Source organism: Chitinophaga sp. CF418 (assembly GCF_900142925.1).
GTDB lineage: Bacteria > Bacteroidota > Bacteroidia > Chitinophagales > Chitinophagaceae > Chitinophaga.
The window spans coordinates 227,309-253,049 of sequence record NZ_FRCN01000010.1 but is presented as its reverse complement, the minus strand read 5'-3'; the positions used below and the strand labels follow the sequence as shown (position 1 = coordinate 253,049).

The window sequence follows — 25,741 nt, the reverse complement described above, 5'->3', positions numbered from 1 at the left end:
CCCGGGGTTTTTTTATAACTCCGCAGTATTGGTTTATATTTGTCTCCCTTAAGCGAATAACGATATAAAATTATTTTATCATGCCGTCCTTTGATATTGTTAGCAAAGTGGATACTCAGACACTTGATAATGCGGTAAATACCGTAAAAAAGGAGATTACCACCAGGTTCGACTTTAAAGATTCCCATGTGAACATGGAATTGAACAAAAAAGACCTGTCCTTAAATGTGGAAGTGGAAAGCGAAATGAAACTGACGCAGGTGATAGATGTATTGATAAGCCGTACAATGCGCCAGGGGCTCGATGCCAATATTTATGACCTGAGCAAGGAGCCGTATCAGAGTGGAAAAGTGGTAAAAAAAGAGATTCCGGTAAGGAACGGCATCAAACAGGAAGACGCCAAGAAAATTGTAAAGCTGATAAAGGATTCCGGAATCAAGGTGCAGGCCGCCATTATGGACGACATTGTGAGGGTGACTGGGAAGAAAATAGATGATTTACAGGAGGTTATACAAAAGACTAAGGAAGCGAACTTAGGCATTCCTTTACAATATACTAACATGAAGAGCTAAAATATTTAGTCTTTTGTTGTTGTTTTTGAAATAATTATTTTACCTTTGCACCCTGTCTAATAATATTGGTTGAAACCAAGCATGGCATTCATCATGCAATCAGAGGAATGAATATGCGGGGTTGCATCTGGTAACAAAAAGAAAATTTAAATTCAGATGAAACAGGGAATCCATCCAGAAAATTACAGATTTGTAATATTCAAAGATATGTCTAACGGACACACTTTCTTAAGCCGTTCTACCGCTCCTTCCAAGGAAACACTTAAATGGGAAGATGGTAACGAGTATCCGTTAATTAAGCTGGAAATTTCCAATACTTCTCACCCTTTCTATACCGGGAAAAACGTATTGGTGGATACAGCAGGTCGTATCGACAAATTCAACAAGCGTTACGCTAAGAAAGCCTAATAAGGCCTTTAAAATAATTTCAAGAATCCCATCGGCATTTTCGGTGGGATTTTTTATTTTTATCCCCTATGGAGCGGAATTACATTCTTTTTGACACACCCGCACGAGAGTTGTTATATCCCTTCACCCATACAAGACCGGTCGCAGCCTGCCGTATAGGTATACTGACCATCCGGGAAAAATGGGAATACTGGTTGAATGCCGGTATCAGCCATCTTACCGTTCCTCACTTACAGAAGAAATATCCACTTAAAAAAGACGATACCGTATCTGCAGTCCTGATCCATGGCCATGTATTGCCAGATGAGGCGCTTGTACAGGCTATCCGGGAGCTGCAACCCGGACAGGAATTGCATAAGGGCAGTGAGCTGATCGCAAAAGTTACTCCCGGAAACAATCTGGATGCAGAACCTGTAGAACGAAAAGAGTATCTTGGTGCGGTTTTGCGGATCAGGATGCCCTGGGACTTCTTTTTACTGAACGATCAGGCTATCCGGAGTGATTTTGAACTGCTGACAAAAGGGAGGGTATCTGCCCCGATCAGTGATACCAACAAGGTGACAGCACCAGAGCGTATCTTCCTGGAAGAAGGCGCTGTTGTAGCGCATAGCATCCTCAACGCCAGTACAGGGCCTATATATGTGGGCAGGAATGCTGAAATAATGGAGGGCTGCCTTATCAGGGGGGCCTTGGCATTAGGAGAAAAAGCTGTACTCAAGATGGGAAGTAAGGTATACGGGGCAACGACCCTGGGACCGGGAAGTGTAGGAGGGGGAGAGATCAAGAATGTGGTGATGTTTGGTCATTCCAATAAAGGGCACGACGGGTATCTGGGAGATGCCGTGATCGGAGAATGGTGCAACCTTGGGGCAAACGCCACCAGTTCCAATCTGAAGAATAATGCCAGCATTGTGAAGGTATGGATGGAGGCTTATAACAGGACCGAGCCGGCTGGTCTGAAATGTGGCTTGCTGATGGGAGATTACAGCCGCTGCGGGATTGGTTCAATGCTGAATACCGGAACCGTTATAGGAGTATCCTGCAATATCTTCGGAGGAAGCCTGCCTCCTAAGTTCATCCCTTCGTTTTCCTGGGGTGGGGCGGCCGGATTGGAGCCTTACCGGCTAGAGCAGGCACTGAGGGATGCAGGCATGTGGATGCAGTTTAAAGGGCAGCAAATGGAGGAGTCAGACAGACAGGTACTTGAAGCCCTTTTTACAGTTTTACGGGATTAACACTATTTAAAAATCAATATAGCGATAGACATGAGAAAAAAAATCGTTGCTGGAAACTGGAAAATGAACCTGACCCTGGGCCAGGCAGAACAGCTGATCAATGACATTTTGCAGGCTGGCCTGCGATTGAAAGATGGACAGGAAGTGGTATTGGCCACGCCTTTTCCATATCTGTTGAAAGCAAAGTCATTATTGAAAAACACGCCGGGTTTTTACCTGGGAGCTCAGAACAGCGCATCTGAAAAATCAGGCGCCTATACCGGTGAAGTATCTGCTGAGATGTTACAGTCTGTAGGTGTTGATTATGTAATACTGGGACACTCTGAAAGAAGGGAATATTTCCAGGAAAGCAATGCTGCCCTGGCTAAAAAGATAGATCTGGCCCTTGCTAACGGGCTGAAGCCAATCTTCTGTTGCGGTGAGCCACTGGAAATAAGAAAGGCTGAAACACAGAATGAATATGTAGCAAAACAGCTGGAAGAAAGTCTTTTCCATTTAACAGAAGAGCAACTGAAGAATATTGTGATAGCTTATGAGCCAATCTGGGCAATCGGTACTGGTTTGACTGCCAGCGCAGCTCAGGCACAGGATATGCACGCTTTCATCAGAGCGCAGATAGCCGCTAAATATGGCAGGGAAGCAGCTTTACGCACTACTATCCTGTACGGTGGTAGCGCCAAACCTTCCAACGCAGAAGAGCTGTTCGCTTGTCCTGATGTGGATGGTGGACTGATTGGTGGTGCTTCTCTGGTAGCTGCTGATTTCATCGCTATTATTCAGAAGCTCGGATAATTGTAAGAGAATATATCATTATAGAGCAGTCCGTCTATGGCGGACTGCTTTTTTTATGGATATAAAAGCGGGATGCGTATATAGGTCGGCGTATTGGGTTCAGTTCCAGGTGGATATATTAATGAGCAAAAAAAGTTAGTATTTTATGCTAAAAAAGTTAGTATTTCTGGAAATCTTCTTTATATTTGTATTGTCAATATTCAAATAACCAATACATCTTAAGTTTAAAACTTACTTGGTTATGCATACAAATAACAACATTGCATTTGAACAGGAAACATTGTATGATTACTTGTTGGTAGTAAGTCCCGGCACTAGCATTACCAATGACGTAACAGCATTGAAAAAATTAGTAGCCCAGGAATTGGGAATGTATGGCAGTCGCTTTTCCAAAGCACATATCAGCCTTTTCAGATCTGTATTTCCTGCGAGATTTCAGGATGATTTCGTTCATCTGCTGGATGATGTAGTAAAGAAACAATCAGGGTTCACTTTATATACCTCAAAGTTCGATCATTTTGAACATGGCCCTGATAAACGTACCATTTATATCAATGTAGCTAATCCCAAACCCCTCGCTGAGCTACATAAAAAAATACTACAGGAGTTTGATATAAAGCCAGGATCATTCAAGCCGCATATTACTATTGCGAGAGCTATCAGTACACCTGAATTTGATAAAGTATATGATCACTTTTACAACCAGGTTTTTGTACGCAGTTTTCAATGCAAAAGCTTTTCATTATTGCGTAAACCTGCCAGTGGCGGTAGTTATGAGTTAGTGAAAGAATTTGTATTCGGAGATGAAGCTGTTCAGCAGGATGCTACGCTGTTTAACTACGCTGCATAAGTTGGATAAGCATGTAAAGCCGTGTAAGCTGTATCATTTGCATAGCGCTGCAAAGTTTGCGTAATCCGCATCGTCTGCATAAAACCGCGTAGACTGTGTACGCTACACCATTTACATAACTGTATAGGCTGCGTAATTCATCTGCATAACTACAAAACGTATAGCTATATAATTTGCATGATTGCATAGTCTGTATAGTGAACTACACAGTTTACATAGCCTGCGCAATCGGCATGGTTAATATTGGTTACGTCCGTAGTATATATAGATCTGCATAGTAGATTGCATTGACTGCAAGTCAGTAAATCTGCATGGTCTGCAATAAACCACATGGTTTTCCATGCTGCGTAATCTGCATAATAAACTACATAATAAGCTACATAAATACATAAGCTGTGTAATATTTAATCTGCATAGGTCCGCAAAAAATATCAGTTTACATAGACAGCTGACTCCGCATAAATAATATAACATTATACATAAAGTTCTTTTCCTTATTGGCTTTTATCCCATGTTTGTTAACCCATTCCATTTAGATTTTAATTTTTCCTTTTACACGGCTGTTTGTAGATTTGGGTAATACAATTACTCATCCTTCATCACCGCGTTATATGGAAAAGATACATAAGCAGATCCTGGTAAAAGGAAAAGTCCAGGGAGTGTATTTCAGAGCCAGTACGAAACACACAGCAGATGATCTTGGTATTACAGGAGAAGTAAGGAATTTGCCCGATGGTAATGTACTGATCACTGCGGAAGGAAAGGAGAAAGAGATGGAAGCGTTTATAGCCTGGTGCAGACAGGGACCACCTTTTGCTAAAGTTACTGAGCTGATTATTACTGTTGCCCCTTTACGGGATTACAAAGCGTTTGATGTAGTGCACTGAAATCTGTTTTTCTGTTTAACAACTTTTATATATAGGTAGTTGTTTGCAGATGCTTGCTGCAGCTACAAATAATTGTTATCTCAGCAAATATTTGCTGCGGCAGCAGGTGCGCGGAAGTTTATGATATTAGCAGCTGGGTTGGCGCATCTGTGAAGATATGTTCCTATCGTAATATCGTTACATCTTTGTAGCATTTTCCCTCAAACAAATTACCATGCAAAAGGGCAGTCCTGTGGGTTCACAGGGCTGCCCTTTTGTATATTACTTATATGATGATTATTTCAAGTCAACTTTATCGTTGAATGCTTTATCCAAAGCGGTTTTGGGTACATCACTTCAAAGCTACTTTGCCGTTGAATGATTTATCCAAAGCAGCTTTAGGCACAATAATAGTGATGGTATTAATAGCAAAATAGGGAACAGATACCTTGATAAACCCATCAAATGGTCCTGACTTGCTGCCATAGGAGTTTTTAACAATGAAGAACTCTTTCCCTTTCGCAGTCTTTCCTATACCGGTGATATGCATCAGGTGATCATCCTGGGTCACTAGCCCGTCAAATAATTGCTGACGTTCATCCTGTGAATATTTCTTTTCTTCAAGATCCGGGTTGATAACGCTGCCACGTGTCAGTGAATCTGCCACAGGACGTAACGCATATCCCTTACCGACCATGAATCCCCGGTTGCTCACGTCTGTATCCCACAACACGGTATAACCCTTTTCAACCACACCTTTAGCAATATTGATCAGTTCATTGATAGGCACATTATAATAAGCTCCGTTGGAGAAATTGTCAGGCACATCCAGGATAAATGAACTGTAGAAAGGATGATGAGTAAAGGAAGTAAGGCTGACATAGTCATCAGGATTGAACTTTATCACTTCCTTAGCAAATGCTTTCGGCGTATAGCTACGGCCATTATAGGTAAAGTTGGCCGGCGGTGTACCCAGATGTTTATCCATAATAGCGGTGAAGCCCGTTTCCCAGTCAGTAGGAATCGGTTTAGGAAGTTTCAGGATGCTATCCAGGTAGTTTTTCATCTCTCCGAGCATCTCAGCATGATCGTGCGAAGCATGGCCGTCTTTTAGCCCGCTATAGACGTTTTCCGGCACAATACCATATGCCTCTACGGCATGAAGCACATCATGTCCCAGGCCACCTTCATCAAAACGGGCAAATCCCTGCCTGTGGATGTAGTTTTCTGCCTTTTCAAGATATATATTACGTACGGTGAACATTTCAGAGAGATCTAGCGTTGGTTGGCCTTTATGAAGGCAATCCGATTCGATCATAGAGGTGGTGGAAAAACACCAGCAGGTACCGGTATTCGCCTGGTCTTTCACAGATGTTACGGGATTATTCCTGATGATCCGGATCTCCTGGAGAGGTTTTGTTTCCTGGGCCTGGCCCTGTATGCAGAGGAATAAGGCTAATAATACTAGATATGATTTCATATAAAAGGAGGTTTGCTACCTAAAGATAAGGGGTAAAGGCATAAAAAAAGCGCCACTGCTGTATGAACGGCAGTGGCGCATAGAATGACGGAAAAAGTATGCTTATTTTTCGTTGATATTGATACTTAGGTTGTCTCCCTTTCCTGTGATGGTAGCCTCGTCAGCCTTACCGAGTACATCTGCATATTTCTTTAATATATCGTCAGGCTGTTGCACACCATTGATAGTAAGAATACCATTCTTTTTTTCTATGGTGAATCCTTCGTATACATCTATGAGTTTGTCTTCGGCCATTCTCTTGACCATTTTTTTGTATTTATCTGATATCTTTCTGTCAACGGTTACATGCTTTTCATCCAGCACTATTTCTTTTCTGATATTTTTCTGAGACTGTTTAATTTCTTGCTTTGCCTTTTCTATTTCTTTTCTGGCATTTTCCATGGCCTCTTTGTATTCCTTACTGTTCATGGCAACATTGGCTTCCGCCATGCTCTTTTTGATGATTTCATCGATATTGATGTTAGCCATAGCCGCTTTAGCGCTCTCCATACCCATGCGGATGCTTTCTTCAATGACCTTTGGATCCACCAGCGTATCTGGCATATTTTTCAGGCTGGTTTTAACTTCTTCGTTGATCTTCTTCCAGTCAACATTCTTCATTGCAGTGGAAACTTCCTCGTTGATCTTTTTCCAGTCAACGTTTTTCATCGCAGTGGAAACTTCCTCATTGATTTTCTTCCAGTCGACATTCTTCATAGCATTGGAAACCTCGGTATTGATCTGTTTCCAGTCTATGTTTTTCATTGCTTCCTGTGCAGCATCCAGGCCCTCTTTTGCAGCGCTCATAGCGGCTTCTTTTTCAGCCCGGAGTTTGTCGTCGTTTGCTGGTACGGTGTCTGTAAGTAATTTTACCATCCTGGCTGCATATGTAACAGCGGGAGTTGCGATAGCAGGCGCTATGGGGACGTTGGCAACATCGGCGATATCCTCCTTTACAACAGGCTTTTTAGTATCGCGTTGCTCTTCTTTATTAGAGGGATTGAGCCATGCAATGGACACCAGCCCCACTGCGATGATCATAACAGCCAATAACTTTTGCGTATAGTTAATATTTTTAGTTTTCATTTCCATGATGCGTTTGATGCGGTGAAATAAATGTTGTTTATTGTCTGCCGCCGCCATGGCCATAGCATTGACTGTTAACCGGTATTCTTCCAATGCTACCAGGGCTTTGGCGTAATGCAGCGGTTGCACCTGATTTGTAAGTACAAGATCGTCGCAACAGTGTTCCCTTTCAAGGCGGATGTTCTTTGATATCCACCACACGAAAGGATTAAAAAACAGGATGGTTTCAACAATGGACTGGAAAATATTCAGGAGATAATCATTACGTTTGATATGTGCCAGTTCATGCAACAGGATAGCTTCCAGCTGTTCTGCCGTCAGGTTGTTGAACATGGCTACAGGTAATAAAATGACTGGTTTGAGGAACCCGATCATCACCGGCACCTGGATGTACTGCGATATCAACAGTTTAACCCGGCGTGGGATCTTCAGCTGGGCAGCAAGTTTCTGCAGGTGTTTTTCCCATGCTTCGTCAATGGGAAGTACCTGTTTTTTCTTTATCTGCTGCAACTGTAACAGGTCCAGTGTTAGTTTGATTGTCATGACGGCAACCCCGGCCACGTAAATGGCTACTAATACGGGGAACCACATTTCCAGACCGGGGAACAGGCCCGTAAGCTCTGTCTGGCTTTTATAGATAGCCGGAACCTCTACCGCGGCAGATGGCCGTATACCGGTTTCTATCATCAGATAAGCTGCCCGATGCACCCTTTTTACAGATTCTATCTGTAACCACAGCGTCACGGAGAACCAGGTAAAAATGCCTGCCAGTGAGATGTAGGACAGGTTGTATTTTATATTGGAACTTGCCTGTGGCCATAGCAGTAAGACGATCCGCAGACAGGCAAAGATGAAAAATGCCTGCCAGAATGAGTGCAGAAGGGCCCAGCCGAAAGCCTGGATCAGGTCTGCGGTGAAAGGAAGTTGTGCAATCATGATTTACAGATTAGACGCGCCTGGACGCTGGTTTTACTTTTTCTGTTGCTGCTCTATCTCATTCAGATACTGTTTGATCTTATCCAGCTCTTCCTGTGAAGAATGGTGATTACCCAGGGCCTGCAACACAAGTTGTGAAGCAGAACCGTTAAACACTGTATTTATCATCTTATTGAGTAGTTGCTGCTGCGTACTCTCCCGGGAAATGGCAGCCTCATACACATGTGTCTTGCTGCTGGTGTCCCGTTTTAACAACCCTTTTTCATGCATGATCTGCATTAGTTTGAGGGTAGTAGTATAACCGGCATCTTTGCTTTTCTCTAATATTTCATGCACATCCCTTACAGTACCGGAACCTTTCTCCCATAATATACCAAGGATCTCCAGCTCACTTTCTGTCGGCTTGTTGTTTTTGGCGGTACTCATTTTATTTCCAATGATTATTGATCTACGAATATTTTCGTAACAAATGTACGATAGTTTTCGTAATTGCCAAATGTGAGGGGGAATTTTTTTAGGGGAGGGGGGAGAACGGTGATTATCAGGGTTAAATGGAAAAAAAACAGGCATGTTGCCATCTGCATGAAATCGTTCAGCAAAGACGGACAACGATGCCTGTATCAATATGACTACTTAGCATGTACTGGCTTTGAGGCGAACATTAATGGACGGGTTGCTTACACTTGCCGTTCAGTAATGATTGTCACATCAGAACTTACCGGCTTTGAGGCCAACATTAACGGATGGGCCACCTAACTTGCCGTCAGTGATGCCTGTTGTATTGGAACCGGCAACATAACGGTATGAGGCTCCTATGTCCAGACGCAGGAATTTCGTAATGTTCAGCTCAACGTTGGCATATGGCTCTGCAACGAAGAAACCATGATTATCATACGTGTGATCATGATCAAACTCATCACCATCCCACCAGTTTTTATTTCTTCTACCTGCTGCACCACCACCAATTAAAGCACCTGCCGTCCAGTGAATCAGTTTGTCGGAATTATGAATGTACTCTGCCACAAAACCTGTGTACCAAAGATTCAGATATTCTTTCTGGCCGTTGGTATTGACTGTAGGCATATCTACATTATTCACCAGGGAATAGGCGCCTGCTCCGAGCATGATCTTGCCGTTCAATAATACACCGCCGTATCCGCCTGTCAGCAATCCAAATTTACCATCAATGGGTGTAAATTTAGCTGCAGGCGCGCCATATGCTCCAATAGTTGTTTTTTTACCGCTTTTTGAAGAGAACAATGTTTCAGTAGTGGCATGCTGTGCCCAGGCCTGCTGTGCAACTAGCACCAGCAGCGCTGATAAAATCTTTTTCATAAAAATTGTTTGAAATTGTTTTGAGGTAGCTGGCTAAAGCGTGTTTCTTTAGCCAGCTTATTAATAATGAGAGATATTATTCGATAACCCTTTCCTTGCTGCTTACAGCAGAAGTACCGAACCAGCCTAACAGCTTTTGTTTTCCACCTGTGGTAACATTGATGGCATTGCATCTTACATTCTCCAGCACCTTGGCAAACAGCCCGCCGGAATTGATCTGATCTTCTACCTGTGTCAGAAAGAAATGACTCTGATAAGTGAGTGAACGTAACTTAACGATCACCTTTTCTCCTTTCTGGAATGGTTTCTCAAAATCAGTCACCGCTTCCTGGATAGGCAATATAAAGGCCGATCCGTCTTTCACACTCTGATCAAAATAACCATCTACGGAAAATGCATCGCCTACTTTATGCTGCAGATCATTCCTGTAAGAACGCATCCAGTAATAATCAACCCCACCTTTAATATCTATGGCGTGGAACTTTGCAACATATCCATCTTCCTCCACAAAGTTTTCATCTTTCTTTTCATACTTGTAAGAGATAGAATCGATCGGTGTTATTCTCTTGATGGTATCTATGGCTTCAAACACCTCTGTATTATATTCTATTCTCAACCTGTAAGCATGTCCGATCACACCGATGGTTTCATTATCTCCCGGATCATATGCATAAACCCCATTGCTGAATTTGAAAGCATAAGATTTATTTGCTGTCTCATCGATCAATGTGATCAGCGCGTCGTCTATAACCGGCGCCGGCGTCTGATCGGTGTATGGTAGTGATTTGGTGAACCTGATCTTTTGTACACCTGGTTCAGTTGTGATCCAGGCATCCAGTACAGGATAGGAGGTGCCCTTCTTAACGTCGATGTCTATTGTATCTTCACAGGCAGTGAAAGTTGCTACCATCGCTATTAATATGCTAAGTCTGATCTTTTTCATCTGTATTCTTTTTTAAAGGATGGTTAGAATTTGAAATTGTAGGTGATACCAGGAATGATAGAACCGATGATGGAAAGACGAACAGCTTCTTTTTTGGAAGGATCATCCTCATTCTGCCTGAAGTAGATAGTGTAGGCATTTCTGCGGCCATATACGTTATACAGGGAGAATACCCATTCGCCTTTCCAGCGGCGCAGCTGTTTTCCTTTCAGTGTTAAAGACATGTCCAGACGATGGAAGGATGGCAGCCTGTAATTGTTACGTTTGTCGGTACTGTTGTATGGAATGTCCCAGTCCTGGAACTCCAGCCGGCTGTCGGCAAATGTACCTGGTGTACCAGATGCGTAAACCCAGTTGGCGGAAAGAGAGGTACGCTTGTTCAGTTCATGTGTAATAACAAGGTTCAGGTTATGTGTACGGTCGTAGCGGTTCAGGAACCATTCATTCAGGCTGATACCATTGGTCTGTCTTTCAGAGCGGGACAGTGTATAGCTAACCCATCCTGTAGTTCTACCGATATCTTTTCTGGCCATCAGTTCCAGGCCATAGGAACGGCTGTGTGACTGGAGCAGATCGGCTTCAATCTGCTGGTTCAGCTCCAGGTTAGCATTGTCGATATAATCCAGCTGATGCTCCATCTTTTTGTAGAAAGCTTCTGCTGATATTTCAAAAATGCTGGATGGTGCATCATATACATATCCAATGGTATACTGGTCAGCTACCTGTGGCTGTATATTGTTGGTGCTTGGTGTCCAGATATCCAGCGGGGTAGGAGATGCGGTGTTGGATAACTGGTGCATATACTGCGTAGTACGTGCATAAGATGCCTTGATCGCATGATCCGGAGTAAGCGCATAGCGTGCGGTGATCCTTGGTTCCAGGTAATTGTAAGCCTTGATCAGCTCATTTGCGCCATACTCTCTTGTACCCACCAGTGTTTTGCGGATACCGGCAGTAGTATCATTGTAGTAGTAAACGGTACCCTTACCCAGGTATTGATAGTTGGAGAACCTGATACCGTACTGTATGCCTAATTTATCGCTTGGCTTCCACTCATGATCCAGGTAGGCTGCTGCTTCAAGACCGTGCTGCTGCGTCAATTGCTTTACGCTTGTTTCATCTCCTTCCACACCGGTACCGGTACCTGGTTTAAAGGTGTAATAGATGCCCTGCAGACCGAAGTGTACACTGTTATGTGCATTGATGTAGAAGGTAAATGCAGGTTTTACGCCGTAGTTGATAATGTTGGATGTCCAGCTGTAAGCCTGGTTTTGTTCCCCTGCGCCTTTCTCACTTTCATTATTGAACTTAAGACTGTAGTCATAGTTACTGTAAAAAGTGGTCAGGTTCATAAATGTACGGTTGGTGAATACATGGTTCCAACGTACGGTAGCTGTTTTATTACCCCAGTTCATATTGATCTGGGTACCGAACCCGAAAACATCCCTTCCAAGATAACCGCTGGCAAACAGGGTGTTGTTCTTATTCAGTTTGAAGTTCACTTTTCCGGTCAGGTCATAGAAATTCAACTTGGTGTCTTTCATGTCTCCTTTAAGAAAAGGCTTCATCAGAATGTCGATATAAGAACGGCGGGCAGCCAGGATGAAGGATGATTCATCCTTTTTGATCGGTCCTTCCAGTGACAGCCTGCTGAATACATTGCTTATACCGCCATTTACATTGAATTTCTGGTTGTTTCCGTCCTTCATGCGTATATCTAGTACAGAAGAAGTACGACCGCCGTATTCGGCCGGAAAACCGCCTTTAAGGAGATTGATACTTTTAACCGCATCCGGGTTGAATACGGAGAAAAAACCCATCATGTGTGTAGAGTTATAAACCGGGGCTTCGTCCAGCAGGATAAGATTCTCATCTGCCGCACCACCACGCACGTTAAAACCGTTGGCGCCTTCACCTACAGTATTCACACCAGGAAGTGTCTGGATGGAGCGGAGTACATCCACTTCTCCCATAAATGTGGGCATTTTCTTCATTTGAGCTATATCCAGCCTGTTGAGACTTGTAGTAAGTGTATTTACAGCCTTTTCCTGTTTATTGCCGGTTACAGTCACAGTGCTTAACTGGCTGCTGGATTTTTCCAGTTTAACATCCAGGTTCTTGTTGGATTTCAGGGATACACTCATTTTGACAGGAGCATAACCAATATAAGAGAACTGGATCTCATGATCGCCTGCAGGCAGGGTGAGAGAATAAAAGCCATATTCGTTGGTCACTGTTCCCAGGCTGGTTCCTGCTTTTGATACGGATATACCGATCAGGCTTTCACCATTTTGCTGGTCTTTTACATAACCGCTTACAGTATATTTCTGTTGTGCGCAGGCATGACGGACCTGCATAAGCAGCAGGCATACGCCAAGCAGCATAAGTAATCTTGTCTTCATATAAGGTTCTTGTAATTTAATAGCGGATAGCTGGCCTTGCTATAACATTTTTTGTTTACGCATATATGACGTGGAGGGAAGGGGTTACCCCTATAAGGGTATAGGGGAATTTTTTGGGGCTGGATAACTTAATCAAGTCTTTCGCACTGGTAGCCCATGCGACGGGTAAAAAGTATAATATCATTCTCTTCTAGAGTAGCTGGACCGGCAACAACGCGCATCACCTTATCACAGTCTTCAATATCGATACTACAATTAGTAGTTTTAAAGTGTTGTTGTATAGCCTGTATGACATCATTCTTGTCCTGATGGGTGCATATATTTGTACGGAATATTCCGATCTCCATGACTACAATATTAAATATTAAGGAATATTTTTGTGCAAAATTGGTGGTCTTCATCCGGATAGCTGTTACATGAAAAGGATTAAAATTTATATTTAAAGGATTTTTATGGATATCCAGATTAAAAATGATGCAAGTGAATTGATTTACAGTGAGCAGATGGATTTCCCGATGCCGAAGTTCTTGTCTACTTCGCTGATCGAGGAAAAACAGCAGCTCAACTATCATTTTGCTGACGCCCGCTTCAAAGAGATCTATTTTGACGGATACCATATCGCCATAGGAGATATCCATATTTATGAGAATCTCCATATCTATACTACGGAACATATCCCCACAATATCATTGATCTTCATGCTGAACGGCGACTTTGTAGCCGGACCGGATATGCTTACAGGCAATTTCGGCAAGCGGCGCTACCAATCCCTTGAGCATAATCTTTTTTATAATCCTAGTCCGGCGGAAAACATTGATGTGGACAAACAGCGGGGGCTCGAGCTGATAGCGCTTGCTTTTTCCACCGACCGCTTCCTGGACATTGCCGCGAACGGAGGACGTGTACTGGATAATCTGGCTAATGACGTGGCAGGAGGTAAAGGCGCTTATCTTAATAAGAGAATCAATCCGCCTATTACCAGCCGTATGTTGATGGTGCTGGAAGAAATTCGCCAGTGCCATTTTACCGGGGGCGTGAAGAAATTGTTCCTTCAGTCCAAAGCACTGGAATTACTGGCTCTGCAATGTGAACAATATGAGCGGGTGGAACAGGTGAGGACCGATTCGACACCGATATCTGCTTCCGATAGGGAGAAGATCCATTATGCAAAGGACCTTTTGCTGAAAAGCATGCAAAACCCGCCTTCGTTGGCAGAGTTGTCAAGGTTGGCAGGGTTGAATGAGTTTAAATTAAAGAATGGTTTTCGCCAGGTGTTCGATAACACGGTATTTGGTTATCTGAATGATCACCGGATGGATTATGCCAGGAGGATGATCGTGACGCAGGAATATTCCCTGACCGAGATAGCTGAGGAACTGGGTTTTTCCTCTATACAGCACTTCAGTCTTGCTTTCAAGAAGAAATTCGGTGTTAGTCCGAGTAAGATTAAATAAGGGGGCAGGTTGCCTTCACATGGCCCATTGATACATTCCCACCTGCCCGCTCGCTGCGTACGATCTCCAAAATGATAGTAGGAGGCTTGTTGTTCAATGGGGCGCGAAATAAGCTTGCAGTGGTTGCCTGTTTTCAGCGCAATAATCACTCATACAGGAAATAAAAAAGGTGCATTCTATCCGGAATGCACCTTTTTTTATTAGGTCGTTATTAATTATTCGCCGGAGCAACCGCTCGTATCTTAGCTTGCGCCACCTGCTCGGTAGCCGGAGCCTTTTTATTTGCAGCCGTTGTTTTTGTATGATGTATATCAGCCAGGGTAGGGGCAATTACCAATGATACGATAGACATCAGTTTGATCAGGATGTTCATGGAAGGACCAGATGTATCTTTAAACGGATCGCCCACTGTATCTCCTGTAACGGAGGCTTTGTGCGGCTCTGATTTCTTATAATAGATCTGTCCTTTTATTTCAACGCCCTTCTCAAAGGATTTCTTAGCATTATCCCACGCACCACCGGCATTGTTCTGGAACATCCCCATCAATACACCACTTACAGTGGCCCCTGCGAGGAATCCGCCCAATACTTCAGGCCCGAAAATGAAACCTACTGCCAGCGGCGTCAGGAGAGCAATACTGCCCGGCAGCATCATTTTTTTGATGGAGGCTTGTGTGGATATAGCCACGCACTTATCATACTCAGGCTTGCCGGTACCTTCCATAATACCCGGAATTTCCTTGAACTGGCGACGTACCTCTTCTACCATGGCCATAGCAGCTTCACCTACAGCCCTGATAGCGAGAGAGGAGAAGATGAAGGGGATCATAGCACCCAGGAACAGACCCGACAGTACTTTGGCTTTATAAATATCAATACCGTCGATACCTGCTACACCTACGAACGCCGCGAAGAGGGCCAGCGCTGTCAACGCTGCAGAGGCAATAGCGAAACCCTTTCCGGTGGCAGCGGTCGTATTACCCACCGCATCCAGGATATCAGTTTTTTCACGCACTTCTTTAGGAAGCTCACTCATTTCCGCAATACCACCCGCGTTGTCAGCTATAGGGCCGAAAGCATCGATAGCCAGCTGCATAGCCGTGGTGGCCATCATACCTGCGGCCGCAATGGCTACACCATACAGACCAGCACAGGCAAAGGAACCGTATATACCCGCTGCCAGCACGATGATCGGGAGCATGGTAGACTCCATACCAATCGCCAGACCGGCAATTACGTTGGTAGCGTGACCGGTGGAAGACTGACGGATGATGGATAACACCGGACGTTTGCCCATGGCGGTGTAATATTCTGTAATAAGGCTCATTAAGGTACCTACCGCCAGCCCTACGAATATGGCGCCTACCACACCGTTCTGTGTAATGGCTTTAGCGTCCGCTTTGAGTTCGCTGGTGCCTGCAACAAAGTCACGTTTCAGGTAGATCGCTTCTCCTGGCAGGATATAATATACCAGGGCTGCGCTCGCAATGGCAGAGAGGACGATGGAGCCCCAGTTACCCATGTTCAGGGCTTTTTGTACGGTGGCGGTATTTAAACCTGCGTTGTCGGATATTCTTACGAACAGGGTAGCGATGATAGAGAATACAATACCCAGGCCTGCGATGAGCATGGGTAATATGATAGGGGCAACACCGCCGAAATTATCATTGGAAATGATCTCACTGCCCAATACCATGGTGGCCAGTACGGTGGCTACATAAGATCCGAAGAGGTCAGCGCCCATACCGGCTACGTCGCCTACGTTGTCCCCAACGTTGTCGGCTATGGTAGCGGGATTCCGGGGATCGTCTTCGGGGATGCCTGCTTCTACTTTACCTACCAGGTCAGCGCCTACGTCAGCCGCTTTGGTGTAGATACCACCACCCACACGGGCAAACAGGGCGATACTTTCTGCACCCAGGGAGAAACCTGTCAATACCTCAATGGTGCGGATCATTTCTTCTGTATTGGCAGAAGCGCCAAAATATGCTTTGAGTATAATGAATAGTGAGCCGAGACCCAATACGGCCAGTCCAGCTACCCCCATTCCCATTACGGAACCTCCTGTAAAAGATACCTTCAATGCGTTGGAAAGACTGGTACGCGCTGCATGTGCAGTACGTACGTTAGCTCTGGTTGCTATCTTCATACCTATGAAGCCTGCTGTGGCAGAGAATAATGCTCCGATAACAAAGGCCAGGGCGATGGTCCAGTCGGAATTGTGGTTTGTTGCGCCCATATAGCCCAACAGCAGTGCGGCTATTACTACAAAATAACCAAGGATCTTATATTCAGCTTTGAGAAATGCCATTGCTCCTTCTGCAATATGTGCGGCAATTTCTTTCATCTTTTCATTGCCGGCCTCCTGGCGAGATACCCAGGCACTCCGGATGGCGGTAAATAGCAAAGCTAGTAATCCAAAACATGGAACGAGGTAAACGATATTCATATACGTGATTTTAACAATTCTATAAATATAACCTTTTATGGTTTATTAAAGGAGGGGTTTTACTGACATGCTGTGGGTAAAAAAATGGGTCAACAGGATTTTAATCTGCGTAATTCCAGGAAGGTCTTTCCGAGGAACTCAACAATATCTTCCGCTATCATGGCTTCTTCGGAGTGCGCTGCTGCGGCATGGTCGCCGGCAAGACCATGCAGGTAAACGCCGAGCAGCATGGCCTCCTGCGGATTATACCCCTGGGCAAGCAGGGAAGTGAGTATACCAGTAAGTACATCCCCGCTGCCTCCGGTGGCCATACCCGGATTACCGGTGGCATTGAACCAGATGGAGCCGTCAGGGAAGGCCATGGCAGTATACCGGCCTTTCAATAGTATATTCAGCTGTCTTTCAACGGCATTTTGAGATAATACCTGCAGCCTTTCCACATCATTGGCCGTGTTCCCAAAGAGGCGCTCAAATTCCTTCGGATGTGGTGTCAGCAAAGAACCAGCCGGTACCTTTTTCAACAGGGCGGGAGTGGAGGCCAGCATATTCAGGGCGTCGGCATCTATCACCATGGGCTGACGATAGTGGTCCAGCAGTTTTTCAAGTGCCCAGCAGGTGCCTGCGGCAGTGCCCAGCCCCGGACCTATACCGATGACCTTATATTTAGCCGCTGCTTCAGGCGTGAGTATATGATTGTGAAAGCCTGAGCTGTGGTCGTGCTGTTCATCAATAAAACACATGGCTCCCGGTGCGGAGATCTGCATGATCTCGTACCCGCATTTGGGAATGTGGCAGGACAACAATCCTACGCCCCCTCGCAGACAGGCTTTAGCGCTCAATACGGCTGCTCCGATCTTGCCTTCACTGCCGGCTATCAGCAGGGCATGTCCGAATGTACCCTTATGGGAGAACGGTTTGCGCGGCCGGTACATACTGCGTACCTGGAAGGCATCTGTGATATTGAAACGGGAAGGTGTTTGCGCAATATATTCCGGTGACAGCTCTATCGAAAGAATGCATATTTCCCCGACAAATGCTGCATTTTCAGGCAGGAGAAAAGCTAGTTTATAGAACTCAAAACTAAGCGTGTGATCTGCCTTTATCACCGGCGTATTTACCGAAGAAGCATCTGCCTGTAAGCCTGATGGCATGTCTATAGCCACGATATCATGCTGCGCTTTCAGATCGTTCAGCTGCTGAATGATACTGGCTATCCAGCCTTCTACCGGGCGACTCAGGCCTGTGCCGAAGATCGCATCTACGATCAGGGCATTTTTGTCTTGTAGGGGAAGGATGCCATTGTCGGGAATATCATGAACCGCTGCAGGATATTGTTGCTGTAAAGCATTACGGTTGGCAGTATGATCATCGGAGGCTTTGGTACTGTGATGAAGAATGAATGCCACTGCATTATAGCCCCTGTTGCGCAACAGCCGGGTAATGGCGAGCCCGTCGCCTCCGTTGTTGCCCAGGCCACAGAATACATAGATTGGCGTATCCTCGTTATAATGGCGGCAGATCCATGCCGTACAGGCAATAGCCGCCTTCTCCATCAGATCCAGGCTGCTGATGGGGGTATGCCTTATTGTATAGGCATCTGCATCGCGTATTTGTTGAGCTGTGAATATTTTCATAGTTAGTATCCGCCAGGGGGCATAGCTTATAAATATAAGCAAAAAAAAACGACCATACCGTTGACCGGCATGATCGCTTTTCAATATTATTTTGTTCCCCGATTAGAAGGTATATCTTACAGAAGCACCTCCGATCTCTTCTCCGATGAAGTTGGTCTCGCCGGTGAAGTTGAAGAAGGGCTTTATGTCGCCACTCACTACCAAAGGAATTTTCTTGAATTTATATTCAAGACCTACGATACCATCCATACCTGGAGTAACATAGGTCCCCCTGCCATCTCTTGCCCAGCGCTCACGGTCATAGTCATAGCGGTCATAGATACCCAGGTGTACACCACCACCGAAATACAGGCGGAATTCTGGTTTAGGGAATGGGGCGATGTGATATTCATACAGGCCAGTGAAAGTTACGTTGCTCCTGTTGCTCACATTTGTGGTGATCAAACCTTCTATTGCGTGAGGTCCTGCAATGAAGTGCTTAATGGTACCACCCACCAGCCAGGGATTTACGCGTATACCTACAGCTGTCTGATAGTTAGATGATGCGCTTGCACCACGTCTTTGTGCATTTGCCTGTACTGCCATCATTGCACACAGGCTAAATAATAACACAAGTTGTTTCATATTTGTTACTGTTTAAGAATTGGTTTTAGGTTTTTCGTTTTCTCATGCTGTTATCTCCCAAAGGTGTACCGTACGGACACAGCGAAATCCGTCAGATCGGAGGAAGTGTTGAAGTGGATAGCCGGTTTCCAGTCAAGACTTAGGTTCAGTGGTAGCGTTGGAAAAGTATAGTCAATTCCCCCGATACCATCCACGCCTGCTATGAATTTCACATTCCCATCCGTTTCGCGTGTCCCCATATGTGCACCGCCTCCGATAAACCATCCGAAACCTTCGGTAGTAAGAGCCGAAAGATCAAAATGGCGCTCATAAAGGCCAGTTACAGTAAAGGTCCCGGAATATACACCAGCAATACCTTCAACAGCATTCGCATCGTCAAAGAAATAACGTGCGGTACCACCGAAGGGCAAACCAAGGCGTAATCCCACTTGCGGATTACCTTTTGTCTGGGCATTCACCGTATGGATACCCATTCCAAGTAGCAGGGTTATGAAAAGGCGCTTTTTCATGTTATCGCAATGCAATGGCAATAACGATGCCAAGATACAGATTATTATTTTTTATATTGTAAATAACTGGTCATTTTGATAACCTTAAATAACAGTAACCTATGATGCCGGCAAGCAGAGATGCAGCAATGACGGCTATTTTGGAGATAATTTGCCATTCCGCAGAAGTATAAGCCAGGGTTGAAATAAATATTGACATCGTAAAACCAATACCGGCAATTACCCCTATGCCAATCAGCTGAACCCAGGTTGCCCCCTCTGGTAAGGCGGCCAGTTTAAGCCGCGTTGCTACATAAGAGAAGAGGAAGATCCCCAGAGGCTTACCCAACACCAATCCAGCCAGTATACCATAACTGATGCTGCTGTTGAATGTATGGAGTATATCCGGTGGAAAAACGATAGCCGTATTGGATAGTGCAAAAATGGGCATGATCACAAAATTGACAGGATCATGCAGCCGGTGGATCAGGCGGGACACTTTGGACAAGGGGATACAGGCTGCCAGCAGTACTCCTGCAATGGTAGCATGGATACCGGAATTGTAAATGCAATACCAGAGTATAATGCCCGGGATAAAATAGCACCAGAGCTTCCGCACTTTACAAAGGTTCAGAACAACCAGCAAGACAAGAATAACAGCTGCCCCCAGCAGGTAGCCCAATTGTATACTGGCTGTATAGAAAACAGCGATGGTGAGAATAGCGCCCAGATCATCAATAATAGCCAGTGCCGTTAGAAAGATCTTCAGTGAAAGCGGCACTCTGTTTCCCAGGAGGGAAAGAATACCCAGCGAGAACGCGATGTCAGTCGCCATGGGAATACCCCAGCCGTTCGCGAATGGTGTGCCGCCATTGAACATGGTGAAGATCAGGGCAGGGCAGACCATACCTCCAAGGGCTGCCAATATCGGCAACATGGACTGGCGCATGGAAGATAGTTCCCCGATGGTCACCTCTCTTTTGATCTCCATTCCTACCAGGAAAAAGAAGGGCACCATCAGGCCATCATTGATCCAGTGAAGGATGGTATGAGGCAGATGAAGCTGTGGGATGGGGATATGTACAACAGTCTCCCAGCTGGCAATATAGGATTGTTGCCAGGAAGAGTTAGCGAGTAAAAGTGAGATAGCCGTGCAGATGATCAAAACAATCCCTACTGCACGGCTATCCTGTAGAAACTCGTAAATGGGTGATAATAATCTCTTTATCAAAATTCGTCTTCCGCTTTTGGTGCCGGTGGTTCTTCTTTTATTTTAACCTCGCCCACGGTGCCCATCAGCTCATACTTACTTTTGGGCCTGCGTTTGATATCCCAGTGGAAATTCTCCAGTTGCATCTGGTCCAGCGGGCGTTGGGTGAAAGGATACATCGTTCCTTCAGGATCTTTAATAAAGGATATATGATGCAGTTGTCCTTCTCTGAAATAGATATTGATGATGCCACTCAGGGTCCTGTTCACACTGACGTATGCAGAATCATCATCACGGACGTAATAGATACTTTCCGCATTGCCATCCACGTGCATCCAGTCTATTGCCTGTCCTGTAAAATAGCCGGTGATCTGGTTGCCTTTGATCTGGTTGTACAATTCCGGATCGGATTCTTTTACCAGCAGGGCATTCTGATCAAGCAACAACTTGTCTGCCTTCTGATTTTTGGTATAGAGGAAGATAGTATCTCCGCTAAGCTGCGTTTCATTGGCCCAAAGTATCGGGTTCCTGTAAAAGCGGAAGATGGAATCCTTGCTGGAATAGTAGATACTGTCAGCTACTCCCTGCAGGGAATCGGAATAGATGCGTACATGATGCCATGCACGGATATACCTGATCTCACTGGTGTCTTTCGTTGCGCTTGTATCTGTTTGCAAAGCCAGGGCAGGGGGCTGTATATGCGCCGAATCTTTCGCCAGCGCCAATACTTTGGATTTCAGTCCGATCACCGCCGAGTCTTTAGACAATACAATACTGTCAGGCTTTAATGCCCTGGTGGAATCCCGCAGGATGGCCATCGCTTTGGCGGTATCGCTGAGTATGCCTATAGCCTTAGGTTTGAGTGTAATAAGCGCTGAATCTTTCGGCACCACCATCGCCGGGATCAATTTGCTGCTATCGCCCGGCGCCAGTGCATTCTTCAGTTTCTTTGCGAAGGCGGAAGTATCCGCCGGCAGGACTTCTGTCGAATCGTTCAGCGGCTTTCGTAGTGAGTCAGGTACATTTAATGTGCTGTCTGCTGATAGCGTACTGTCTGTCGAAGTCCGGACAGGGGCTACGACGAAGGTATCCCTCTTTAGTACACCTGAGAACAGTGTATCCGCTGCCAGGTAGAGCGTATCTTTTTCCCGCTCCAGGATCATAAGAGGATGCTGGGTAGCGAGTACAGTCTTTTCTGTCTGATTAACAGTACCGTAGTTGGACAGGAGAGTCATATGCTGGGCGGTATCGCGGTAGACCATGTTACCGGTGGCGTATGCCAGTCCGGTACGTTTATCCATCGTGATCCTGTCGGCAGTAATAGTGGCAGTACTATCTTCAATGGTAGGTCTGCTTTCGAAATTACCCTGTCCTGTTTCGGTATTATATTCCCCCGAAGTAGCATACATGACCGTCTTACCATCGTTGATGGTAGTAGGGGCCACGAGCGTGGCTATTTTGGTTTGGGTATTATATAATAAGGTATCTGTGCTGAGTGTATATTCCGGATCTACCAGCAGCACATTGTAATTGAAGTATACGTCTTTGGTATCGGCATAATAGTAGCCTTCCTGGCTGGTCAGCACACTACTGCCGTTTACGAGTTTCCCCCCTTTGACATAAGTACCTATCCTGGCATTCATGTCGTATTGCAGCTCAGGGCCGGTAAGGGTCACCTTACCATCGGTGAGCCGGGCATTATCACGCAGGGTAGCCATCCGGGTATTTCCTTCATAGTGAAGGTATTCTCCGTAGATGTGGATGCTGTCTGCCTGGTTAATGTGGATATGACCATAGGCGTCCAGTATATTGGAAGCCCTGTTGATCAATGCACTATCACAATAAAATAAAGTATTACCCTGGCGGAAAATGGCATTGCCGATAAATCGGTTCAGTTGAACACTGTCCTTGGTGAGTACATTCAGTTTATCTGACTGAATGATATGGATTACATTGTTCGAGTCCTTTCCCGCGGGTTGTGCCTCCTGCGCGGTAGCCGGAAATAACCTGCCGAGAAATAGCCCTGTCAGGATAAGCCCGCATTTTACTAATTGCTGCATTTTCAAGATCATAGTGCCTTAGCGGTATCAGATGGTATGGGCTGTACTTTGGACTTTTTGCCAAACAGTGAGAAATGCACGTAACGCTTTGGGTTTACGCGCAGATCTTCCAGTAATTTGTTCAGGTTACCGAGCGAACTTTGGAGGTTATTATATGCTTTCTTGTCGTTCAGCATCAAACCGATAGACCCATCCGTATTGTTTAGTTTAGCAATTGTTTCGTTCAGGCGTGCCACCATTTGCTGCATTTCCAGCAATGTTTTATCGAGCTGACCATTAGCCAGGGCTGCAGTTGTTTTTTCCGCATTGCCCAGGATGGCGTTAATCTTGTCGTTATTATTTTTCAGGTTGGCTGTCAGCGCTTCCAGGTTATCAAACGTAGCTTTTACGTTCCCGTGCTGAGGATCCAGCATATTGTTCAGGGAAGCGGAAGTACGGGTGAAATTGCTCATGGTGGTATTCAGGTGAGCGATAGCTTCACGGAGATTCCCTTTGGTGCCGGGATCGAAGATGGAGTTTACAGTAAGAAGCACTGAATCCACAGATCCAAGCGTTACCTCCAGTTTTTTCACCAATGGGCTTAGCTGTTCCTTGAGTGCATCGGTGATAGAGCCGTCTACAGCAGCATAAATGGTATCACCATCCTCAAGATAGGCATTCGCGTTACCAAAGTCAATCTGTACAGTTTTAGAGCCTAAGAGATCGCTGGCAATACGCGCTACAGAGTTCTGAGGGATATCGACTTTTTTGGTGATCCTGAGTTCAACCAATATCCGCCCGGCATTCTTATCCATAATTTCCAGGTTTGATACGCTACCTACTACAAGACCATTTACCTGTACAGTGTTAGAAGGCTGAAGACCATTTACCTGGGTATATACGGCATAAATTTTCTTACTTCTTGAAAAAAGGCTTTTACCCTTTAACAAATTAAAACCCAAAATCAGCATAGCAATCGAGACGGCTGCAAGAACGCCTACTTTGGTTTCGTTTGATACTTTAAACATAGAATACGTTATACGTTGCTGCAAAAATAATCAAAAAAGGTTGCGGGCAATCATGGTCCTGCTCCCTGGTGCGGATACGGAATCCGGCTACCTGTTCTTTTAACGGCAGACAAATATGCAGCTTTTCAGCAGAAAAAGTGGGTAATATATTAAAGGAGATGGTGGGGTAGGGGGTAATATCGGGTTAATTATCCTTGCGGGGCTCTTAGCGGCTGGCGATACGGTTGTTATCTGCGGACACGAGGGAAGCATTCCAGAATCCTGCTTTTTTAGCTTTGCTGAGTGCAGCAGTGGCTTCCTTTTCAGTTTTGAAGTTCACCCATACATATTTATTCAGGGATTTGCGGTTGATTACGACAGTTTCACGGATGATAGTGCCCCGTAAGTCCTTGAAAATAGTAGCGCTGCGTGTGTATCTCTTATCGGTGACCAGCAACTGTACGTCATATCTGAAACTGACCTTGGGGATGGAGGTGCGCACGGAGGATTTGGCGGCGGCCAGCTGTACCTCTTCATTGTCCTGGCCCATCAGCGTAGCTTTCCTGAAGCCAAGCTGCTTTGCTTGACGCAAAGCAGCAGTGGCTTCAGAATGGGACTTAAAACTGCCCCAGATGTATTTATATTTATTTACTTTTCTACTGTTCATCACGACCTGCTCCTTCCGGATGGTACCTCTCAGTTTATTAAAGATGGCAGCGTCGCGGGTGTACTTTTTGTCGCTGACCAGCAGTTGCACATCATATTTATATGGATTTTTAGCTGCTGGCCTGTCTGATTTATCGGACGATGCTACCTGGCGGGTGGCAGTTCCGGTAGTTGCCTGCGGTTTTGTGGTCACAGCGGGCTTCCTGGAATTATTCCTTGACCTTGGCGTATTATAGCTGATCGGAGTAGCCTCAACGTTTGACTGTTCTGTTGCCGGAGCAACCTGGCGGTCTTCCGGAGTGCTGTAACGGCCCAGTTCATCTTTATAGCGTTTGATAGCCTTAAATATACAGTTAGCTGCTTCCTGCTGACCGGAGGCTGAGTTCAGGTAGTCTTCCTCTTCAGGATTGCTGATAAAGCCCAGTTCCACCAGTACGCTTGGCATAGCGGTGGCCTGGAGTACCCAGATACCTTTTTCATCACGCTGGCGGGCGCCACGGCTGATACGGCCTACACTGGAGAATTCATCTTCAATGAGGGTAGACAGGCGGAGGCTCTGGTCAAAGTAGGCGTTGCGGAGTGTATTTAATAATATAAAGGTTTCAGGATCAGACATATCCAGTACGGAATTGGCATCTTCGGAATTGGCGTCCAGCATGATCACGGAGCTTTCTTTCAGAGATTCTGTCTTGGCATTGTTCTTTCCGGTAGCCCATACATAAGTTTCGGTACCCTGGGCGGTACTGGGAGAAGTGGCGTAGATAGCCCTTTTCACCGGTACTTTACGCTTACCTTTTTTAGCGTATACGGTTTTGTAACCAGTAACCCGGCGGGTCGGCCCTGCTGAGTTACAGTGAATTGAGATAAAAAGATCTCCTTTTTCCCTGTTAGCGATGATCGCCCTTTCATTCAGATCGGCACGAAGGGTGGAACCCAGGGCATTCCTGGTTTTACGCGTATACACTACACGTACATCCTTCATATTTGCTTCAATCAGCTTTCCCAGCTGCATCGCTACATCCAGCACAACTTCCTCTTCGGTGGAATATTTACCCCGGGCGCCCGGAGTCTGGGCACTATGGCCAGGATCAATGACGATAGTTCTGAGGGGAGGATTTTGCTTTTTTCCAATGACAGTTCGGTTCGTTGCATAAAGAAGGATAGTCCCTAAAAAGATGGCACATCCAAAAAAGATCCAAAATCGGTTCCAGCGCATGACTCAGTTT

Annotated in this window: 22 protein-coding genes; 7 read left to right on the top strand and 15 right to left on the bottom strand. The window is 45.4% G+C overall.

Annotation, left to right across the window (positions count from 1 at the left end):
* Positions 1–80 precede the first annotated feature (80 nt).
* The 6 genes from F3I09_RS22060 to F3I09_RS22035 all read left to right on the top strand — a co-directional run bounded on the left by F3I09_RS22060 (position 81) and on the right by F3I09_RS22035 (position 4,744).
* Entirely contained in the window at positions 81–572 is a 492-nt protein-coding gene (locus tag F3I09_RS22060; RefSeq protein WP_149697215.1) for a YajQ family cyclic di-GMP-binding protein, read from the top strand.
* A gap of 156 nt (positions 573–728) precedes the next feature.
* Positions 729–980 (top strand): type B 50S ribosomal protein L31, encoded by a 252-nt coding sequence (locus F3I09_RS22055; protein ID WP_089836827.1) that lies wholly within the window; start codon positions 729–731, stop codon positions 978–980.
* 68 nt (positions 981–1,048) lie between these two features.
* Positions 1,049–2,215: a putative sugar nucleotidyl transferase gene (locus F3I09_RS22050; protein WP_149697214.1), complete on the top strand. Its 1,167-nt coding sequence runs from the start codon at positions 1,049–1,051 to the stop codon at positions 2,213–2,215.
* Positions 2,216–2,245: 30 nt separating this feature from the next.
* Positions 2,246–3,007 (top strand): triose-phosphate isomerase, encoded by a 762-nt coding sequence (tpiA, locus tag F3I09_RS22045; protein WP_149697213.1) that lies wholly within the window; start codon positions 2,246–2,248, stop codon positions 3,005–3,007.
* A 241-nt stretch (positions 3,008–3,248) separates the two neighbouring features.
* On the top strand, positions 3,249–3,857 hold the full coding sequence (locus tag F3I09_RS22040) for a 2'-5' RNA ligase family protein (RefSeq protein WP_149697212.1): 609 nt from the start codon (positions 3,249–3,251) through the stop codon (positions 3,855–3,857).
* Between the two features lie 611 nt (positions 3,858–4,468).
* Positions 4,469–4,744: an acylphosphatase gene (locus F3I09_RS22035; protein WP_149697211.1), complete on the top strand. Its 276-nt coding sequence runs from the start codon at positions 4,469–4,471 to the stop codon at positions 4,742–4,744.
* 331 nt (positions 4,745–5,075) lie between these two features.
* On the opposite strand, the gene F3I09_RS22030 is transcribed toward F3I09_RS22035, so the two are convergent.
* The 7 genes from F3I09_RS22030 to F3I09_RS22000 all read right to left on the bottom strand — a co-directional run bounded on the left by F3I09_RS22030 (position 5,076) and on the right by F3I09_RS22000 (position 13,345).
* Positions 5,076–6,203 (bottom strand): C1 family peptidase, encoded by a 1,128-nt coding sequence (locus F3I09_RS22030; RefSeq protein ID WP_149697210.1) that lies wholly within the window; start codon positions 6,201–6,203, stop codon positions 5,076–5,078.
* Positions 6,204–6,305: 102 nt separating this feature from the next.
* Positions 6,306–8,264, bottom strand: a complete 1,959-nt coding sequence (locus F3I09_RS22025; RefSeq protein WP_149697209.1) for a M56 family metallopeptidase — start codon at positions 8,262–8,264, stop codon at positions 6,306–6,308.
* Positions 8,265–8,297: 33 nt separating this feature from the next.
* Positions 8,298–8,690, bottom strand: a complete 393-nt coding sequence (locus tag F3I09_RS22020; RefSeq protein WP_149697208.1) for a BlaI/MecI/CopY family transcriptional regulator — start codon at positions 8,688–8,690, stop codon at positions 8,298–8,300.
* Positions 8,691–8,972: 282 nt separating this feature from the next.
* Positions 8,973–9,599, bottom strand: coding sequence for a hypothetical protein (locus F3I09_RS22015; protein WP_149697207.1), 627 nt, complete (start codon positions 9,597–9,599; stop codon positions 8,973–8,975).
* Between the two features lie 76 nt (positions 9,600–9,675).
* Entirely contained in the window at positions 9,676–10,542 is an 867-nt protein-coding gene (locus tag F3I09_RS22010) for a DUF4249 family protein (protein WP_149697206.1), read from the bottom strand.
* Between the two features lie 23 nt (positions 10,543–10,565).
* Positions 10,566–12,944 carry a TonB-dependent receptor domain-containing protein gene (locus tag F3I09_RS22005; protein ID WP_149697205.1) on the bottom strand — a complete coding sequence of 793 codons (2,379 nt, stop codon included), beginning with the start codon at positions 12,942–12,944 and terminating at the stop codon, positions 10,566–10,568.
* Positions 12,945–13,072: 128 nt separating this feature from the next.
* Positions 13,073–13,345 (bottom strand): hypothetical protein, encoded by a 273-nt coding sequence (locus tag F3I09_RS22000; RefSeq protein ID WP_223233338.1) that lies wholly within the window; start codon positions 13,343–13,345, stop codon positions 13,073–13,075.
* Between the two features lie 51 nt (positions 13,346–13,396).
* Between F3I09_RS22000 and F3I09_RS21995 the strand changes: the two genes are divergently transcribed.
* Positions 13,397–14,398, top strand: coding sequence for a helix-turn-helix transcriptional regulator (locus F3I09_RS21995; protein WP_149697204.1), 1,002 nt, complete (start codon positions 13,397–13,399; stop codon positions 14,396–14,398).
* Between the two features lie 211 nt (positions 14,399–14,609).
* Here F3I09_RS21995 and F3I09_RS21990 read toward each other — a convergent pair whose 3' ends face one another.
* From F3I09_RS21990 to F3I09_RS21955, 8 genes are all read right to left on the bottom strand, one after another.
* A complete protein-coding gene (locus F3I09_RS21990; RefSeq protein WP_149697203.1) occupies positions 14,610–16,847 on the bottom strand; it encodes a sodium-translocating pyrophosphatase in 2,238 nt (745 codons plus the stop codon).
* Positions 16,848–16,936: 89 nt separating this feature from the next.
* Positions 16,937–18,481, bottom strand: coding sequence for an NAD(P)H-hydrate dehydratase (locus tag F3I09_RS21985; protein WP_149697202.1), 1,545 nt, complete (start codon positions 18,479–18,481; stop codon positions 16,937–16,939).
* 102 nt (positions 18,482–18,583) lie between these two features.
* Positions 18,584–19,105 carry a hypothetical protein gene (locus tag F3I09_RS21980; protein ID WP_149697201.1) on the bottom strand — a complete coding sequence of 174 codons (522 nt, stop codon included), beginning with the start codon at positions 19,103–19,105 and terminating at the stop codon, positions 18,584–18,586.
* Between the two features lie 50 nt (positions 19,106–19,155).
* Entirely contained in the window at positions 19,156–19,614 is a 459-nt protein-coding gene (locus F3I09_RS21975) for a hypothetical protein (protein ID WP_149697200.1), read from the bottom strand.
* Positions 19,615–19,684: 70 nt separating this feature from the next.
* Positions 19,685–20,824 (bottom strand): Na+/H+ antiporter NhaA, encoded by a 1,140-nt coding sequence (gene nhaA / locus F3I09_RS21970; protein WP_149697199.1) that lies wholly within the window; start codon positions 20,822–20,824, stop codon positions 19,685–19,687.
* Complete coding sequence (locus tag F3I09_RS21965) at positions 20,821–22,863, bottom strand: OstA-like protein (RefSeq protein WP_188133911.1); 2,043 nt, start codon at positions 22,861–22,863, stop codon at positions 20,821–20,823. Before F3I09_RS21965 ends, nhaA begins: the two co-directional genes overlap by 4 nt.
* 8 nt (positions 22,864–22,871) lie before the next feature.
* Entirely contained in the window at positions 22,872–23,870 is a 999-nt protein-coding gene (locus tag F3I09_RS21960; protein ID WP_149697197.1) for an MlaD family protein, read from the bottom strand.
* A 205-nt stretch (positions 23,871–24,075) separates the two neighbouring features.
* Entirely contained in the window at positions 24,076–25,731 is a 1,656-nt protein-coding gene (locus tag F3I09_RS21955) for an N-acetylmuramoyl-L-alanine amidase (RefSeq protein ID WP_149697196.1), read from the bottom strand.
* Positions 25,732–25,741: the final 10 nt, after the last annotated feature.